The organism is Allocoprobacillus halotolerans (genome assembly GCF_024399475.1).
Taxonomy (GTDB): Bacteria; Bacillota_I; Bacilli_A; order Erysipelotrichales; family Coprobacillaceae; genus Allocoprobacillus; species Allocoprobacillus halotolerans.
The window spans coordinates 1776354-1792655 of record NZ_CP101620.1; the positions used below are offsets into that span (position 1 = coordinate 1776354).

At 27.5% G+C, this 16302-nt stretch carries 18 protein-coding genes; all 18 read left to right on the top strand.

Annotated elements, in window-relative coordinates; genetic code table 11:
* The first annotated feature begins 36 nt into the window (after positions 1 to 36).
* The 18 genes from NMU03_RS10530 to tnpC all read left to right on the top strand — a co-directional run bounded on the left by NMU03_RS10530 (position 37) and on the right by tnpC (position 16013).
* A complete protein-coding gene (locus NMU03_RS10530; protein WP_290142319.1) occupies positions 37 to 960 on the top strand; it encodes an NDP-hexose 2,3-dehydratase family protein in 924 nt (307 codons plus the stop codon).
* Entirely contained in the window at positions 960 to 1157 is a 198-nt protein-coding gene (locus NMU03_RS10535; RefSeq protein ID WP_290142320.1) for an NDP-hexose 2,3-dehydratase family protein, read from the top strand. Before NMU03_RS10530 ends, NMU03_RS10535 begins: the two co-directional genes overlap by 1 nt.
* Positions 1158 to 1261: 104 nt before the next feature.
* On the top strand, positions 1262 to 2155 hold the full coding sequence (locus NMU03_RS10540) for a Gfo/Idh/MocA family protein (protein ID WP_290138191.1): 894 nt from the start codon (positions 1262 to 1264) through the stop codon (positions 2153 to 2155).
* Complete coding sequence (rffA, locus tag NMU03_RS10545; protein ID WP_290138192.1) at positions 2152 to 3276, top strand: dTDP-4-amino-4,6-dideoxygalactose transaminase; 1125 nt, start codon at positions 2152 to 2154, stop codon at positions 3274 to 3276. Before NMU03_RS10540 ends, rffA begins: the two co-directional genes overlap by 4 nt.
* Positions 3277 to 3279: 3 nt before the next feature.
* On the top strand, positions 3280 to 3843 hold the full coding sequence (locus tag NMU03_RS10550) for a glycosyltransferase (protein ID WP_290138194.1): 564 nt from the start codon (positions 3280 to 3282) through the stop codon (positions 3841 to 3843).
* 391 nt (positions 3844 to 4234) lie between these two features.
* Entirely contained in the window at positions 4235 to 4645 is a 411-nt protein-coding gene (locus tag NMU03_RS10555) for a hypothetical protein (protein ID WP_290138195.1), read from the top strand.
* Positions 4621 to 5412: an ATP-grasp domain-containing protein gene (locus tag NMU03_RS10560; protein WP_290142321.1), complete on the top strand. Its 792-nt coding sequence runs from the start codon at positions 4621 to 4623 to the stop codon at positions 5410 to 5412. The genes NMU03_RS10555 and NMU03_RS10560 overlap by 25 nt, the downstream gene beginning before the upstream one ends.
* Complete coding sequence (locus tag NMU03_RS10565) at positions 5396 to 7402, top strand: hypothetical protein (protein WP_290138197.1); 2007 nt, start codon at positions 5396 to 5398, stop codon at positions 7400 to 7402. The genes NMU03_RS10560 and NMU03_RS10565 overlap by 17 nt, the downstream gene beginning before the upstream one ends.
* 349 nt (positions 7403 to 7751) lie before the next feature.
* The gene (locus NMU03_RS10570) at positions 7752 to 8102 is read left to right on the top strand and encodes an EamA family transporter (RefSeq protein WP_290138198.1); all 351 of its coding nucleotides are present in this window, start codon (positions 7752 to 7754) and stop codon (positions 8100 to 8102) included.
* Positions 8103 to 8311: 209 nt separating this feature from the next.
* Positions 8312 to 8980, top strand: a complete 669-nt coding sequence (locus tag NMU03_RS10575; RefSeq protein ID WP_290138200.1) for an N-acetylmuramoyl-L-alanine amidase family protein — start codon at positions 8312 to 8314, stop codon at positions 8978 to 8980.
* On the top strand, positions 8926 to 10722 hold the full coding sequence (locus NMU03_RS10580; RefSeq protein WP_290138202.1) for an NlpC/P60 family protein: 1797 nt from the start codon (positions 8926 to 8928) through the stop codon (positions 10720 to 10722). The genes NMU03_RS10575 and NMU03_RS10580 overlap by 55 nt, the downstream gene beginning before the upstream one ends.
* Before the next feature lie 694 nt (positions 10723 to 11416).
* Positions 11417 to 12031 carry a flavodoxin gene (locus NMU03_RS10585; RefSeq protein ID WP_290138204.1) on the top strand — a complete coding sequence of 205 codons (615 nt, stop codon included), beginning with the start codon at positions 11417 to 11419 and terminating at the stop codon, positions 12029 to 12031.
* A 42-nt stretch (positions 12032 to 12073) separates the two neighbouring features.
* Entirely contained in the window at positions 12074 to 12844 is a 771-nt protein-coding gene (locus NMU03_RS10590; RefSeq protein ID WP_290138206.1) for a hypothetical protein, read from the top strand.
* 35 nt (positions 12845 to 12879) lie between these two features.
* Positions 12880 to 13500 (top strand): LCP family protein, encoded by a 621-nt coding sequence (locus NMU03_RS10595; protein ID WP_290142322.1) that lies wholly within the window; start codon positions 12880 to 12882, stop codon positions 13498 to 13500.
* 256 nt (positions 13501 to 13756) lie between these two features.
* On the top strand, positions 13757 to 14020 hold the full coding sequence (tnpA, locus tag NMU03_RS10600; RefSeq protein ID WP_290138208.1) for an IS66 family insertion sequence element accessory protein TnpA: 264 nt from the start codon (positions 13757 to 13759) through the stop codon (positions 14018 to 14020).
* Positions 14017 to 14364 carry an IS66 family insertion sequence element accessory protein TnpB gene (gene tnpB, locus NMU03_RS10605; protein WP_290138069.1) on the top strand — a complete coding sequence of 116 codons (348 nt, stop codon included), beginning with the start codon at positions 14017 to 14019 and terminating at the stop codon, positions 14362 to 14364. Before tnpA ends, tnpB begins: the two co-directional genes overlap by 4 nt.
* Positions 14365 to 14430: 66 nt before the next feature.
* On the top strand, positions 14431 to 14688 hold the full coding sequence (locus NMU03_RS10610; RefSeq protein ID WP_290138210.1) for a hypothetical protein: 258 nt from the start codon (positions 14431 to 14433) through the stop codon (positions 14686 to 14688).
* Positions 14685 to 16013: an IS66 family transposase gene (tnpC, locus tag NMU03_RS10615; protein WP_290138212.1), complete on the top strand. Its 1329-nt coding sequence runs from the start codon at positions 14685 to 14687 to the stop codon at positions 16011 to 16013. The genes NMU03_RS10610 and tnpC overlap by 4 nt, the downstream gene beginning before the upstream one ends.
* Positions 16014 to 16302: the final 289 nt, after the last annotated feature.

A 16302-nucleotide genomic window follows, 5' to 3' on the forward strand; every position in this document is an offset into this window, starting at 1 on the left:
AAAATAAAAAATGATAAAGTTATTTATGAACAACCAATAATTATACAAAATGAGATTGGGTTTCTTGGAATTATATGTTCAATTATTCAAGGGAAATTGCATTTTTTAATGCAAGCAAAAATTGAACCTGGAAATATAAATAATATCCAAATTTCTCCAACAATTCAAGCAACAAAAAGCAATTTTACACAAAAACATGGTGGGAAAAAGCCAAAATATTTAGAATATTTTTTAAATGTAAAACCCGAAGATATTATTGTTGATCAAATTCAATCTGAACAATCTTCGCGTTTTTTTCATAAAAGAAATAGAAATATTATCATTATGTCTAAATCTGATATACCTATTGAAAATAATTTCAAATGGATGACATTGGGGCAAATTAAAAGATTAATGCATTTTGATAATATTGTTAATATGGATACGAGAACTGTTATTTCTTGTTTACCTACTTATAATACAATGACTACAAAAGAAAAATTAGTCGAAATATCACGTATAAAAAATCAACCATTGGCTAAATCTATTTTAGATTTTAGTGAGTTAAAATTGACAAATGTTTTTCATGAGATAAATAATGCAAAGATGTTTGAAGAAGCAACATTAAAATTTGTACCACTTGATAAATTAGAATCATGGAATATGTCGGATAAAGAAATTTCAAATCAAAAATCAAATTTTAAAGTTATATATTGTGATATTAGTATTGAAGGTAGAGAAGTAACACATTGGACCCAACCTTTATTTAAAGCAACAGGAATAGCAATGTTTGGACTATTAACTAAAGTCATAAATGATAAAAGAATGTTTTTGATTCACATTCATCAAGAAATTGGATGTTTTGATACTGTTGAGTTAGGTCCATCTATCCAACTGGAAGCAAATGAACTGCATAAAGAATCACAAAATATAGTAGAAAAAATCTTCTTTTCATATCTAAAAAATAAAAAAATATATTAATAGATGTACTATTATCCGAGGAAGGCGGTAGATTCTATCATGAACAAAATAGAAATATTATTATTGATATAGAAGAAGACTTCAAGATTCCTAAAAATTATTTTTGGGTAGATTATGCTACTTTAAATCAAATGATACAGTTTAATAACGTTTGTAATATACAGTTGAGAAATTTGATTTCCTTACTGGAAATTTAAATGATTTATATAAAAAATGGAAAGGAAATAACTATGTATAAAATTGGAGTTTTAGGAGCAGCAGATATTGCATACAGAATGTTTATCCCTGCTTTAAAAAAAGTGTGGATTTTGAGTGTATAGGTATTGCAGAAGAATATAATACTGAAAAGTTACAGAAATTTAAAGATGATTATGGATTAAATATATTTCATTCTTTTGATGATTTGATAAATAATCCAAGTATTGATGTATTATATATTCCCTTGCCACCTGCTTTACATTACGAATATGCAAAAAAAGCTTTGTTAAATGGAAAACATGTATTTTTAGAAAAACCACTAACAACAAAGTTAGAACATACAGAGGAACTAATTAGCATAGCTAAAAGTAAAAATCTAGTTTTACAAGAAAATTATATGTTTCAATTTCATCATCAGCTAGATGTCATAAAAAATATTATTTCATCAAAAAAATTAGGAGAAATACGATTAATACGTTCATGCTTTAGTTTTCCTAAAAGAGCTCAAAATGATTTTAGATATTCAAAGAAATTAGGTGGTGGAGCATTATTAGATGCAGGTGGATATGTTATAAAATTAGGGACACTACTCTTAGGTGACGATGCCAAGATTAATGATGCTCATTTATATAGTTTTGAAGATTATGATGTCGATATATTTGGTGATTTTACTATGAGTAATGGAAAAATTACATATCAAGGTGCGTTTGGAATGGATAATGTTTATACTTGCTCTTTGGAAGTATATGGTTCAAAAGGCAAATTATATACAAATCGTATTTTTACATCACCACCAGAAAATAAGCCAATATTGATATTGATGGTAGAAAATCAAGAAGAAATTATAGTTGATGCTGATAATCATTTTTTAAAATCAATTTTAAAATTTAAAAATGCATTAGAAAATGATGAGATAAGGGAAGAATTATATATAACACTTTTTAAACAAACACAAATGTTAATGGATTTAAAAGAATTGGGGGAAAGATATTTATGATTAAATTCAATAAACCAAGTATAACAGAACAAGAAGAAAAATGTATAGTAGATGCACTACATAATAGTATACTTTCTGGTGATGGAAAATATACAACAAAAGTATATGAAGAATTTGAAAAACGTTTTGGCATAAAAAATATGTTATTAACAACTTCAGGAACAACAGCTTTAGAAATGGCATCAATTTTGTCTAATTTGCAACCTGGAGATGAGGTTATTGCACCTTCGTTTACTTTTTCTTCTACAATCAATGCTTTTCTACTAAGAGGAGCAAGTGTTGTATTTTGTGATATTAGAGAAGATACATTTAATATTGATGAAAATAAAATAGAAAAATTGATTACTGATAAAACGAAGGCAATTTATGTTGTACACTATGCTGGTTTTCCTTGTGAAATGGATAAAATTATTGAGATTGGAAATAAGTACAATTTGTTTGTTATTGAAGATGCTGCTCAAGCAGTTGGTTCCACATATAAAGGAAAAGTAGCTGGAACAATGACTGAATTTGGTTGCTATAGTTTCCATGAAACAAAAAATTATGCTATGGGCGAAGGTGGAGCTATCATAGTTAATGAGCAAAAATATATGGAACGTGCTGAAATTATTAGGGAGAAAGGAACAAATAGAAGAAATGTTTTACGTGGACTTGTAGACAAATATACATGGCATGATATTGGGTCATCTTTCTTACCTTCAGATTTATTAGCAGCTTTATTGTATGCTCAAATGACAAGATATGATGAAATAATGGAAAAACGTATGCTTGTTTGGAACACATACTATGATGGTTTAAAATCTATTGAAGCTCAAAATAAATTAAGATTGCCTATCATTCCAGACAATGTAACACATAATGCTCATATGTTTAATATTTTATTGCCAACGTCAAAAATACGAGATCAATTGATTAATGCACTACGTGAAAAAGGAATTATTGCATACATTTGTTATGTCCCATTACATTCTTCACCTTATGGAAAAAAATTGGGTTATAAACCTGTAGATTGCCCAATAACTGAAGATATATCTGCTAGGTTACTTAGATTGCCTCTTTATGCAGACATGACAAAAAATGATGCTCAATATGTTGTAGACACTATTAAAGAGGTGTTATAGTTCATGGATTATAACAGTAACTTTTCTATTGTGATACCATGTTATAAGTCAAGTCAAACTATTGAAACAGTAGTAAAATTAACAAGTGATGAGTTATTAAAAATAGGTATTGAACATTTTGAATTTATTTTAGTTAATGATTGTTCTCCTGATGATGGTAGAACAATGACGGTGCTTAAACAATTAACAAAAAAATATAAAAATATTACTGCAATAGATTTAGCAAAAAATGGTGGACAACATAATGCAACTATGTGTGGATTAAACTTTGCAGAAGGCGACTATATTATTTCAATGGATGATGATATGCAAACTCATCCTAGTCAACTCATAAAATTAATTTCTGCAATTGACGATCAAACTGATATCGTTTATGGATACTATCCAGACAAAAAGCATAATATTTTAAGAAATTTATTTAGTATAATAAATTATTGGAGCGTTCGTATTTTGATAGGAAAACCTAAGGAATTAAAAACAAGTAGCTTTTGGATAATTAGGAGATATGTAAGAAATTATATAGTTCAATTTAAAAATAAAGACTGTTATTTACAAGGACTTTTTTAAGAACCACAAAAAATATTAAGTCGATTCCAATAGAACACTTTGAAAGAAAAATAGGAACGTCAAATTATACATTCAAAAAACTCTTAATGTTGTATATAAAAATGTTATGCTATTCTATCATCCCAATACGTATGGCATCAATTTTTGGTTTTTTATTTTCTTTTATTGGCTTTATCGCCTCAATAATCGTATTTATTTTAAAATTAATGAACCCACAAGTTGTAAGTGGTTATACATCATTAATGTTTGCAATTTGTTTTTTTCTGGATTAATACTTTTTTTATTGGTATTATTGGAGAATATATAGCAAGAATATTTTCTTCAGAGAGTAATGATCCACAATTTGTTATTAGAAAGGTATATAAATAGTTAATATTTTAAGGAGGCTTATATGAAAAAATTAATGATTTTAGGAGCAGGAATATATCAAGTTCCACTTATAAAAAAAGCAAAAGAAATGGGAGTATATACAATAGTTGTTAGTATTCCAGGAAAATATCCTGGTTTTCAATTAGCAGATAAAGTATATTATGAAAATACAACGGATTATGATACGATTTTAAAGATAGCTAAAAAAGAAAAAATAGATGGTATTATGACTGCCGGTACAGACGTAGCTGTTATTACTATAGGTTATGTATGTGACCAATTAGGCTTAAAAGGATTATCGCGTAGTGCAGCAGAACAAGCAACAAATAAAATGTTAATGAAAAAAGTTTTGAAAAAGAAGGTGTACGTACAGCTCGTTTTAGAGAAGTACATTTTAATGAAAATGAGATTGTACATGAAACAAAAGAATTAAAATTCCCATTAATTTTTAAAGCAGTGGATACATCAGGAAGCAGAGGAATCATTAGAGTAGACAATAATAATGATTTTAAAAATGCAATGGAGTATGTTCGTGCAGCAACAAAATTAGATTACTTTATTATAGAAGAATTTCTCATAGGTGATGAATTTGGTGCACAAGCATATGTACAAGATGGGAAAGTTGAATTTATTCTACCACATGGTGACTATGTTTTTACAGGTGAAACAGGTGTTCCAGTAGGTCATTATGCACCATTTGAACTTGATGAAGTGATTATCAATGATATAAAAGAACAGTTAAAAAAAGCTGTGAAAGCTCTAGGACTTAATAACTGTGCAATTAATGCAGATTTTATGCTTGCTGATAATAAGCCATATGTATTGGAAATAGGTGGTAGATCGGGTGCTACTTGTTTAGCAGAATTAACATCTATCTATTATGACTTTGATTATTACGAAAAAATGATTAGAGTATCTTTGGGAGAAAAAGTTGATTTTTCTAGCAATAAAACAATACCAAATGCTAGTAAATTATTGATATCTAATAAAGATGGAATAATTGTTGATCAAGGTATTCAAGGCAATATAAAGAAAAATGTAGTTGAAATACAATTTGATTATAAAAAAGGTGATCATATCAAAAAATTCCAAGTTGGTCCTGATAGAATTGGACATATTATTACTAAAGGAAAAACTTTAAAGGAAACAAATCAACTATTAGAGGAAACAATTAATCAAATCTATGTTAACGTGGAATAAAATTAGAAAATATTATAAGAATCATCCTTTTATTTATGCATTTATCTTAAATGTTTTATTAGTCACTATTTTTTATATATTCAATGTGCCTTATAATCAGACAAATGATGATACAGGAATGGCTGCTATAGCTGCTAATGCATATGGTAGCTATTCCACTCATTTGGTTTTTGAAAATTTTATATATGGATATATTTTAAACTTTTTTTATAAATTAGTTCCACTTATTAATTGGTATTCTATATTTGAATTATTATTAACAATAGGCTCATTTACTGCAATATTTGGTGTATATTTTAAATCAGTGACTAAAAAAGTTCATAGAATAATAGGTATTTTAATATTGGTTTGTCTTGTTAAAGATTTTTATCTTATTTTGCAGTTTACAAAAGTCGCAAGTGTATGTGCAATTGCTGGATATGTATTATCTTTTTACTATTTGAAACACAATTGTGATATAAAATACTATCCAATATCAATCTTATTTTTATTAATGAGTTGTTTTTTAAGATATAAATGTTTTTTTATTGCCACTGTATTTGCTGGGATTTATGGATTGGTTTTTATATTAATTCCTAATATAAAAAATAGAGAAAAAATCTTTTTACAATTAAAGCATTATTTTATTTATTTTCCTTTAATGTTTATTTTAATGTTTACATTTATAATTGCTGACAATATGTATTATCAAAGCAATGAAGAATGGGCAAAATATACGGAGTTTAATAGACTTAGAGCTAATTTATTAGATTATGGATGGGATGAACCATTTCCTAATTATGAAGAAAATAAGGAAGCATATGATGCATTAGACATAAATGCTAATGATGTGGAATTTTATTCAATGGGTTGTTTATCAGATGAGCAAAATCTTACAATAACAAAATTAAATGATCTCAAAGAATTAAAGAATGAAATAACATATAAAAATTTTAATGTATTTCAAGCTGGAAAAAGTTTTATAAAGAGTATATTTGATGCACCACTTATTCTTTTGTTATTAATTTTGTTTATTGATTACATTGTTGAATATCGTTTAGATAATAATTCTTTATATTCGATTCTTATATTATTAGGATATTTTGCATTTTATATGTATATGTTCATGTTAAATAGAATTGTAAATTGGCTACTTGTTTCTATTACATTAATGGCATTAATATCACTATTGATGATTTATCCAAAAATGAAAAGAAAACAAAATTTTTATCATAAAGAATGGATATTAGTTGCATGTTGTATATGTTTCTTTGTATTGACTTTTAATAAAATGACATATAATCAATTAAAGAATGATCGATATGAAGCAACAAGGCTTTATGAATATATGGAGAGTAATAATGAAAACATTTTAGTTGCTGACAGAAATGTTTTTAGATGGAATTATAAATACTTTTCAGCATTTAAACATATTGGTGAAGATTTTTATACGCATCAAGTTGACTTAGGTGGTTGGCTTGCACGAACACCATTTATGCACAAAATAATGAAAGATAACAATATATCTAATATATATACTGCATTATATGAAAATGATAATGTGTTTTTTTATACATCAGCGAGTGACCAACTTTTATTACAATATCTTCATGACCATTACAATGAAAATGTAAGTATGTCTATTGTTAGACAATTTGATGGCGTTAAACTCATTAAATATTCTACGTATCAGAAAAAAGGAAGTAAAAAGAAAGAAAAATTCAGAGTTGAAAAGATTATAACTGATACAAATTATGAATACTATAATGAAATCCAAGTATCAGTACCAATGGAAGGTATTAAAAACATTAAAGATGTATATCTAAATGTAATAGATGGTAAAAATAAACAATCTTATATGGCTTATAATACTTATTTTAGTCTAGGTGATAGAACTTATATAAGCTTTTTTATTAGAAAAGAGATATTTGAAGAACATAATTTTAATGAATGTGAATTATTGCTTATTATAGACGATCAAAATTCATATCTAAAAAAGGAGGCATTGTAAAATGAAAACAAGGAATTTGAATAATTTTTTTAAAATTCAATTTATTGTTTTTATATATTCATTAGTAAGCCTATTTTCTAAAATTTCATCTAATTTTATGGGTGAGTATGGAATTTTTTCTTTTCAATTTTTTTTATCGGTAAGTTTTATGCTACTGATGCTAGCAATATATGCTTTATTATGGCAAGGTATACTAAAAAAATCCGCTTTCTTTTGCATACATAAATAAAGGCACTCAACTAATATGGTCAATATTTTGGTCATTGATAGTATTCAAAGAAGGCATAACAATATTCAATGTTTTGGGAACTGCTATTGTATTAGTGGGAATATATATGGTGAATAAAAAATGAAAGAACTCATTAGCAATCCTAGTTTTTGGATAATGCTAGCTTCAGCATTTTTAGCTGCTTTATCACAAATATTATTGAAATTGAGTGCGAATAAAAAATATAAAAATAAACTATATGAAATTCTTAACCCATTAGTATTGAGTGGTTATGTAATATTATTATGTACAATGTTTATGAATATTATTGCTTATAGAGGGTTGGACTATAAAATTGGTCCTATATTAAATTCTACAACGTATATTTTTGTTATCTTATTAAGTCTTATGATATTAAAAGAAAAGATAGCAAAAAATAAATTTATGGGAATTATGCTTATTATTTTAGGTTTAATTGTATTTAATATGTAAAAAATCGAAAAATAGTTATTTACATTATACTATGTCAATAATTGGTTTTTTAATCTTATTGTTATATAAAGTGTTACAATTTATAATAAAATATATAAATGATATATACCAAAAATGATATTATTTTCTATACAATAGAAAAATTTACAGTATTGGTATCTATGATTATGGGAGGAAAAAATGAAACTTAAATTATTTTTTTAGTATCCATGTTATTTTGTTTAAGCATCATTGGTTATTATACAATTGTAAGTGCAAAAAGTAATGATGTTATAAATAATGTAATAAGCATAACTAGTAAATCAATTACGTACGAAATTGTAGAAACAGAAAATGGCAGATATTATTATAAAGATGGTAAACTTATAAAAGGATACATTGAAACAGATGATGGAAAAATTTATTATGCTGATGAAGAAACTGGAAAACTTTTAACTGGTATGCAAACAACCAAAAAAGGAACATACTATTTTTGTAGTGATGGAACGGTTTTAAAAGGAAAAGTTGCTAAAGTTAATGGAAAAAGATATTTGTTCTCTGAAACAGATGGAAAATTACGCAAGGGATATTCTGCTTTATCAGACGGAAGAAAATACTACTCTGATAAAACTACTGGAGAATTGCAAATAGGAATGATTTCTATTAATGATACGACAACATATTATTTTTTAGCTGATGGAACTGCGGCTAAGAATTCTATAAGAACTATAAATAACCGTAAGTATTATTTTGGTGATACCGGAAACATAAAAAAGGTTACATTCAAACATCAAATGGTGAAATTTATTGTGGAGATGCGACAGATGGGCATTTTGTTACAGGTATGCAAACAACAGCAGCTGGAACATATTATTTTTGTAATAATGGTACTGTTATGAAAGGAAAAGTTACCAATATTAATGGGAAAAGATATTTATTTTCTGAAACCGATGGTAAATTACGTAAAGGATATACTGATATGTCTGATGGTAGAAAATATTACTCAGATAAAACTACAGGAATATTACAAACTGGAATGATTGCTATTAATAGCACTACAACATATTATTTCCAAGCTGACGGAACAATAATGAAAAGTAAAGTTTATAAAACCGCTGATGGGAAAAGGTATTTATTTTCTGATACAGGAAATCTCCAAAGAGGTTATACACAACTTAAAGATGGTCGTTATTATTATGGTGATAAAGAAACCGGTGAACTGCAGACTGGTATGATACAGATTAATGATGAAACCACATATTATTTTAAATCTAATGGAACAATTATGAAATCTACTGTTTACAAAAGATCAAGCGATGGAAAACGTTTTTTATTTGCTGATAACGGCAATCTGCAAAGAGGATATACACAGCTTAAAGATGGTCGTTATTATTACGGTGATAAAATAACAGGTGTATTAAAAACTGGAATGATTGCAATAAACAGTGAAACTACTTATTATTTTAGAATAAATGGCTCTATTATGAAATCCACAGTGTACGCATCTGGAAACAAACGTTACTTGTTTAATGATACAGGCAATTTGCAAAGAGGCTATACACAGCTTAAAGATGGTCGTTATTATTATGGGGATAAAGAAACAGGTGAATTACAAACAGGAAAAATTGCAATAAATGAAGAAACAACGTACTACTTTAACAAAGATGGAACTTTAAAATCAGGACTTATTACAATAGACAACAATGAGTACTATTTTTCACCTGAAACTAAAAACATGCAGACTGGTATGCAAATTATCAATGATAAAAGATACTGGTTTAATAGAGAAAATGGTAAGGCAGAAATTGGAGTTATTTATGTTGATACTATTGATAGAAATTATTATTTTGATTATACACAACAAAGTGGTTTACGTTATGGAATCCAAAAATACAATGGAAAAACGTACTATTTTGACGATGAATATGGAATAGGTTTAAAAAATCTTCAATATGTGAAGGAAACAGAACATTTAAATGAAGGTTATGATGGCCTTTATTATTTTAATCCAGAAACATACGAAATGGAATTTAATAAAATAATAAATATTTCAGAATTAAATAAAAATGATACATTAAGTAATATAGATTTTAATGCAGGTAATGATGGTAAAGTCACAATTTCTTCGAGTGTTCCATTTTCTTCTTTAAATAAAAGAAGTCAATTTGTTTATAGTGCACTACAATGTGTTGGTGAAAAGTACGCATATACTGATTCAGAACAAGGTTATAATTGCTCATCACTTGTTTTTGATGCTACAAGGAAAGCTGCTATAAATGTTTTTGGAAATCAAGATGATATTTCCGATATGTGGAAAAGCAAAGATCAAGCAAAATATGTTTTAGAAAATAATATGACATACACAGATGAAACATTATTAAAACCTGGTGATTTAATATTTTTTAATCAAGAAGCATGTGGAAACAAAAATGTCGATGAAAATGGTCATTGTATTCATATATTTAACTATAATGGTGTAAGATATCATCCACATCATGTAGGAATATATTTAGGTAATGGGCAAGTTGTTGAAGCATATGAACCAAGGGGTGGTGTTGTTATTCAAAATATGCATTTATTAACTGAAGAAGACAATAATAACTATTATTATATTTTTTGTGCGAATATTTTTAATGACTAATATGATTTTTTTAGTTGTAATAGTAAATTTTGGACTATCAATATTGTGACAAATATTAGTATAAAAATTAGTTTTATTTGGTTATAATAATTTTTGCAATTAATTTATACTATCACTAGATGTATTTAGTGATAGTATTTTTGGTAAACAGGAAGTTTTATCTATAGTATATTCTTCCTGCTTTCTTGTAATATTATTTATTATTTTATTTATAACCGCTTATCACTTTTCTTTATGTAACAATTATTTCCATAATTTGTGTTATATGATAACTAAGAATTTTAAATTAATGCTAGATTTAATTGCTAGAAGACAAAATGATTTATCGTGGTATCTGATATAATTTAGTAATATATTACTGAAAATCGGCTATCTTTTATTTGTTGATTATTTCGTGTGTTCTGGATTCATCCTCATCTTGTGAACTTAGTGGTTGATTAACGTGAAATAATCATTGTTGCTTATTTCACTAAAAAGATAACATTATGTCATTTATTTGATGATAAAATAGAACAAGTAATACAATTCAATTTTCAAAATGAAATATTTATTTATGAAATAATATGGTGCATAAATATTTTCCCATCAACTGTATTATTAATTTAAGTATTCAAAGACTATGTAGTTAAAATATAATTTTAAAATATACTTTATAATAGCTCATTATATTAGAGTTTGGTGAAAGGAGGTTGTTATGGAAATATTAAAAAGACAAATAATTGCATTTATTTTAATGATTTCTATAATTTGTATGTCTGTATTTTATTTTACTTATCAAAAGGATGAAGTATTAATTGTTTATTTTTCTCCTGGAGAAAATAGTAAAGTAGATATAGCTTCATCTTGTAGCGTTACACAAATAAACGATAAAAATATTGGTACAATTCGTTATCTGACAGATAAAATCAATACATTTGTTAAAGGAGATGTATTTCCTATAAAAACTTCAGAAAAATATTCTGGCAATATTAACAAAGTTGTTGAAAAGGCCAAAAAAGAACAAGAAAAAAATGTCTATCCTGTGATTTCTAACAAAATTGATAATTTAGATAAATATAATATTATTTTTGTTGGATATCCCATATGGTGGAGTGATATGCCGCAAGTCATGTATTCTTTTTTTGATGAATATGATTTTTCAGAGAAAGTCATTATTCCATATTCAACAAGTAAATCAGGTAGAGGAGCACAAATAGAATCAAAGATAAAAGAACTAGAACCCAATGCCACAGTAAAACCATCTTTAAATATATTAAGTAATCATGTTAAAGATAGTGACGATGCAATACAAAAATGGTTAAAAAAATAGAATTTTAAAACGATAAATTAAAATCAAGGTGGAAAGATAACAATGAAAAAATATTTAAAGTACATCAAAACTTCTGTAATTGGTAAAGTGACATTTGTTTTGTTAATATTTATAATGTTTTTAGGAATGTATTGCTTTTCCCAAATCTCTATCTATGTGCCAACAGATATTTTTATGATATCTTTGATAGTTTTTACTATTATTATTGTTTTATTAGTATTTTCTCATTATAAAATTCCTAAAATAGCAATTGTTTTGGAAATTATTGTTTGCATATGTTTGAGTATTTGTGTGCTTGGAGTACAAAAAGTAAATACTTTTACAGACAAAGTAACAGAAATTGAAGAATTTGAATCAGTGCAAATTGTTACATTGAAAGATTCTAATATCACAAAAGAACAGTCCTTTTCTGATTTGATATTGGCGTATAGTCAAGATGATAATCAATCATATATCAAATCATCAGAAATATTAAAAGAAAATAAAAAAAGTATTAAAATTGAAAAACCTTATGAGAACATGGAAGACGCATATAATGATTTAAAAAATAAAAAAATAGATTTACTAGTTTTAACAAATATTGGAAAAAGCGATTTATCGATTATTGATGAAAATTATACAGATAAAATCAAAATTATTCTATCAAAAAATTATAGAATCGAAAGTGCCTCTACAAAAAATGTGGATATTTCTCAAAATCCATTTACTATATATTTTCAAGGAACTGATTTATCTTCAAAAAACAATATTAATTCCACAGGGAGAGGTGATGTTAATATTTTATTAACAGTTAATCCAAAAACAAAAAAGTAAACCTTCAAGTTATTCCTAGAGATTTATTTGTCTATATACCCTGCAAAAATGCCAATAGTAAATTATCTTATAGTGGATGGTGGGGAGGAGTTCAATCCTCTATTGCAAGCATTGAAGATAAATTAGATATTGAAATTAATTATTATGCTAAAATAAATTTTGATGGATTAATTGATTTAGTTGATGCTTTAGATGGTGTTAAAGTATATAGTCATTATACATACGATGCCGAAGGTTATCATTTTACAAAAGGATATAATGAAGTTGATGGAGAAAAAGCTTTAATATTTGCCAGAGCAAGAAAAATGCTTCCTTTAAATGAAAGATCAAGAGGATACCAGCAAATGGAATTGATTAAAGGGATTTTTAGTAAATTTTCCCAAGAACCTACATATAGTTATGCGCTAAATATTATTGATACATTAGAAAATAATTTTACTACAAATCTACCAAAAAAAGATTTTATTAAAGCATATCAATTAGTGGTAGACTTGTTGCCTGAACTTCAAACAATGGAAAATCATTCTATTGAAGGAGTATATAAATGGCATTATGATGAAGTGAGAACCAATTATTATCAATATTATTTTTATCCTGATAGTGGTGAATTAGAAGATGTAAAAGAAAGAATTCAATGTATTTTGGACGGTAAATAACACTATGTTATATTCTTTTTCAAAAACTAAACTATTAGTCATGATTAAATACTTTATAAAATCAAAAAGAGCTAGAATAAGAATATTAAATTCTTTTTCTAGCTCTTTTGCATTTACAAAATAAAACAGGTAAGTCCTCTATAATTCACACACTACAAAACCTCGTTTCCTTGTAAGCGTCAAATGAAATAGCACTGATATTTATAAAACAAATCATATAAAATGTAACTACCAATTGAAAAGGAGGTTTAGCTACATGAAATATGATTGGAAAAAGATCATTGATGATCAGCTGAACAGTGGACTCACTGTTAATAAATACTGTGATGAACATCATCTTGCTCTCAGCTCTTTCTATAAAAATAAAAGGAAGATTCAAAAGGATTCGGTTTCTACTGATATCTTTCTGCCTGTTGGAGTTATTGATGACATGCCAGCTCTTGTATCGATGAATATTGATGGTCATACTGTTGAATTTGATTCTTCATTGCTTGATAAAGTCATTGGTGCATTAAAATGATCATTAACACCGATGAAATCAAGAATATATATGTTTCAAGCCATTATGTTGATATGCGAAAGTCGATTGATGGTTTGACACAGATCGTGAATCTTCACTTTCAGATGAATGTTCTTGATCATAGTTTGTTTATCTTTACAAACAAAGCCAGAAACAGGATCAAGATACTCTATTATGAATCCAATGGTTTCTGGCTGTTCATCAAAAGACTTGAACATGGCAGGTTCAAGATTGAAGAACATGATGATTCCAATACAAGAAAAATAACTTCCACTCAGCTCAACTGGCTTTTGGAAGGCCTTGAATTTGAAGAAAAATTCAAAGAAAAACAGCTTCTCATCTAATAATTCATATTGAAGTATGGTACAATACTATTCGTTGAATTATTAAGATATGGAGTGAATTATACAATGGATCTGAGAAATCTAAGTCAGGAAGAACTAATCAAAAAAATCAATATGCTTGAAGAAAGAATCAAAAGACAGGATAACGAGATCAATGTTTTAAGTGAACAGTTAAACTGGTACAGTCAGCAGATCAGACTTCAGCAGAAGAAGCTTTTGGTTCATCATCAGAAAAAACTGTTCTTCCTGACCAGATTTCTCTTTTTGATGAAATTGAAATTGAATCAACTCCAATCAAAGCAGAACCAAAACTTGAAGAAGTGACATATAAACGAAAAAAGAAAAACAATAAACGTGGCATTGATATTTCATCATTACCCGCTGTAACAAAGATTTATGATCTAGAAAACAAGAACTGTCCTGACTGTGGTGAGCCATTAAGAAAGATTGGTGAAAACATCAGAAAAGAACTTGTCTATTATCCTGCAAGGTATGAGGTTATTGAGCATGTTCAATATGTCTATACCTGTGACAGATGTGAGGAAGATTCATTAAAATCAAAAATATTCAAGGCAGATATGAAAGCTTCTGTTATCTATAAGAGTTTTGCATCACCATCACTTTTATCATATATTATTGATAATAAATTCAATAAGGCATTGCCTTTATACAGACAGGAAGTGATGTTCAATCAGATTGGATTGAAACTATCAAGACAGACAATGGCCAACTGGATGATCAAGCTTCATGATGAATATTTCAAAAGAATGACTGATTATATGCATAAGACACTTCTTCAAAGTGAATATCTGCATGCGGATGAAACAACAAATCAGGTTTTGAATGTTCCAGACCAGAAACCAACAACAAAATCCTATATGTGGGTATACAAGACAGGACGAAGTGAAGACAAGCAAATTGTTCATTTCATTTATGAAAACACAAGAGGTCATGAACATGCAAAGAAACATCTTGAAGGATATCATAATATACTTCAGACAGATGGATATCAGGCCTATGACAAACTTGATGATATCAGACACATGGGATGCTGGGCACATTGTCGTCGAAAGTATTTAGAAGCACTTGATGGTGCACCATCTGATACAGATCTAAAAGGTACTGCAAGTTACAGACTTCTTCATAAGATCAATAAGCTTTTTACGCTTGAAAAGAAATTAAAAGGCAAAAGCTATGAAGAGATCAAAGACACAAGGCAAGAAGAAGCAAAGCCAATCATTGATGATTTCTTCAAGGATGTCAAGGAATGTGCAAAAGTAGCAGTTGAAAAGACCAAACTCAGCCAAGCCTTAACATACAGCATCAACCAGGAAGAAAACTTAAGATTGTATCTTGAAGAAGGTCGTATTGAAATATCCAACAATCGAGCAGAAAATTCAATTCGTCCATTCTGCGTAGGTCGTCGCAACTGGCTGTTTTCAAACACAGTTAAAGGAGCAGAAGCAAGTGCAGCAATCTATTCGCTCCTTGAAACAGCAAAACTTAATAATCTCAAGCCATATGATTATTTTGAATATCTTTTAACAGCATTAACTGAAATAGATATTAATGATGACAAGGAACTAGAAAAGATCATGCCATGGTCAAAATCATTACCAGAAAACATATATCTGACTAAAAAATCGTAGAAATACGATCTTTTAGTCGTTAAATGAAATCCAATAAATAATTACAGTCCTATTATAGTGTTTCTTCAGCATTATTTATAGGGCTTTATTATTTGACGCTTACAGATAATGAAACTATTGAGACATTAAAAGAACTAGGTTATCAGCAAATTATTAAATTTAAAAATATGAGTAGATCACGTTATATTTATCCATTTTAATACATAAGAAAATATAGGTAAAATAGTATATCTTTTATCAGTAAATAGATGTATTTCATTTTTAAAAATATTTCTTCTTTACTCATAAA

Bases quoted from the DNA above. Each gene is read 5' to 3' on its own strand.
- rffA (WP_290138192.1), top strand. From the start codon at position 2,152: ATGATTAAATTCAATAAACCAAGTATAACAGAACAAGAAGAAAAATGT.
- NMU03_RS10550 (WP_290138194.1), top strand. From the start codon at position 3,280: ATGGATTATAACAGTAACTTTTCTATTGTGATACCATGTTATAAGTCA.
- NMU03_RS10555 (WP_290138195.1), top strand. From the start codon at position 4,235: ATGAAAAAATTAATGATTTTAGGAGCAGGAATATATCAAGTTCCACTT.
- NMU03_RS10565 (WP_290138197.1), top strand. From the start codon at position 5,396: ATGTTAACGTGGAATAAAATTAGAAAATATTATAAGAATCATCCTTTT.
- NMU03_RS10570 (WP_290138198.1), top strand. From the start codon at position 7,752: ATGAAAGAACTCATTAGCAATCCTAGTTTTTGGATAATGCTAGCTTCA.
- NMU03_RS10575 (WP_290138200.1), top strand. From the start codon at position 8,312: ATGTTATTTTGTTTAAGCATCATTGGTTATTATACAATTGTAAGTGCA.
- NMU03_RS10580 (WP_290138202.1), top strand. From the start codon at position 8,926: ATGCAAACAACAGCAGCTGGAACATATTATTTTTGTAATAATGGTACT.
- NMU03_RS10585 (WP_290138204.1), top strand. From the start codon at position 11,417: ATGGAAATATTAAAAAGACAAATAATTGCATTTATTTTAATGATTTCT.
- NMU03_RS10590 (WP_290138206.1), top strand. From the start codon at position 12,074: ATGAAAAAATATTTAAAGTACATCAAAACTTCTGTAATTGGTAAAGTG.
- tnpA (WP_290138208.1), top strand. From the start codon at position 13,757: ATGAAATATGATTGGAAAAAGATCATTGATGATCAGCTGAACAGTGGA.
- tnpB (WP_290138069.1), top strand. From the start codon at position 14,017: ATGATCATTAACACCGATGAAATCAAGAATATATATGTTTCAAGCCAT.
- NMU03_RS10610 (WP_290138210.1), top strand. From the start codon at position 14,431: ATGGATCTGAGAAATCTAAGTCAGGAAGAACTAATCAAAAAAATCAAT.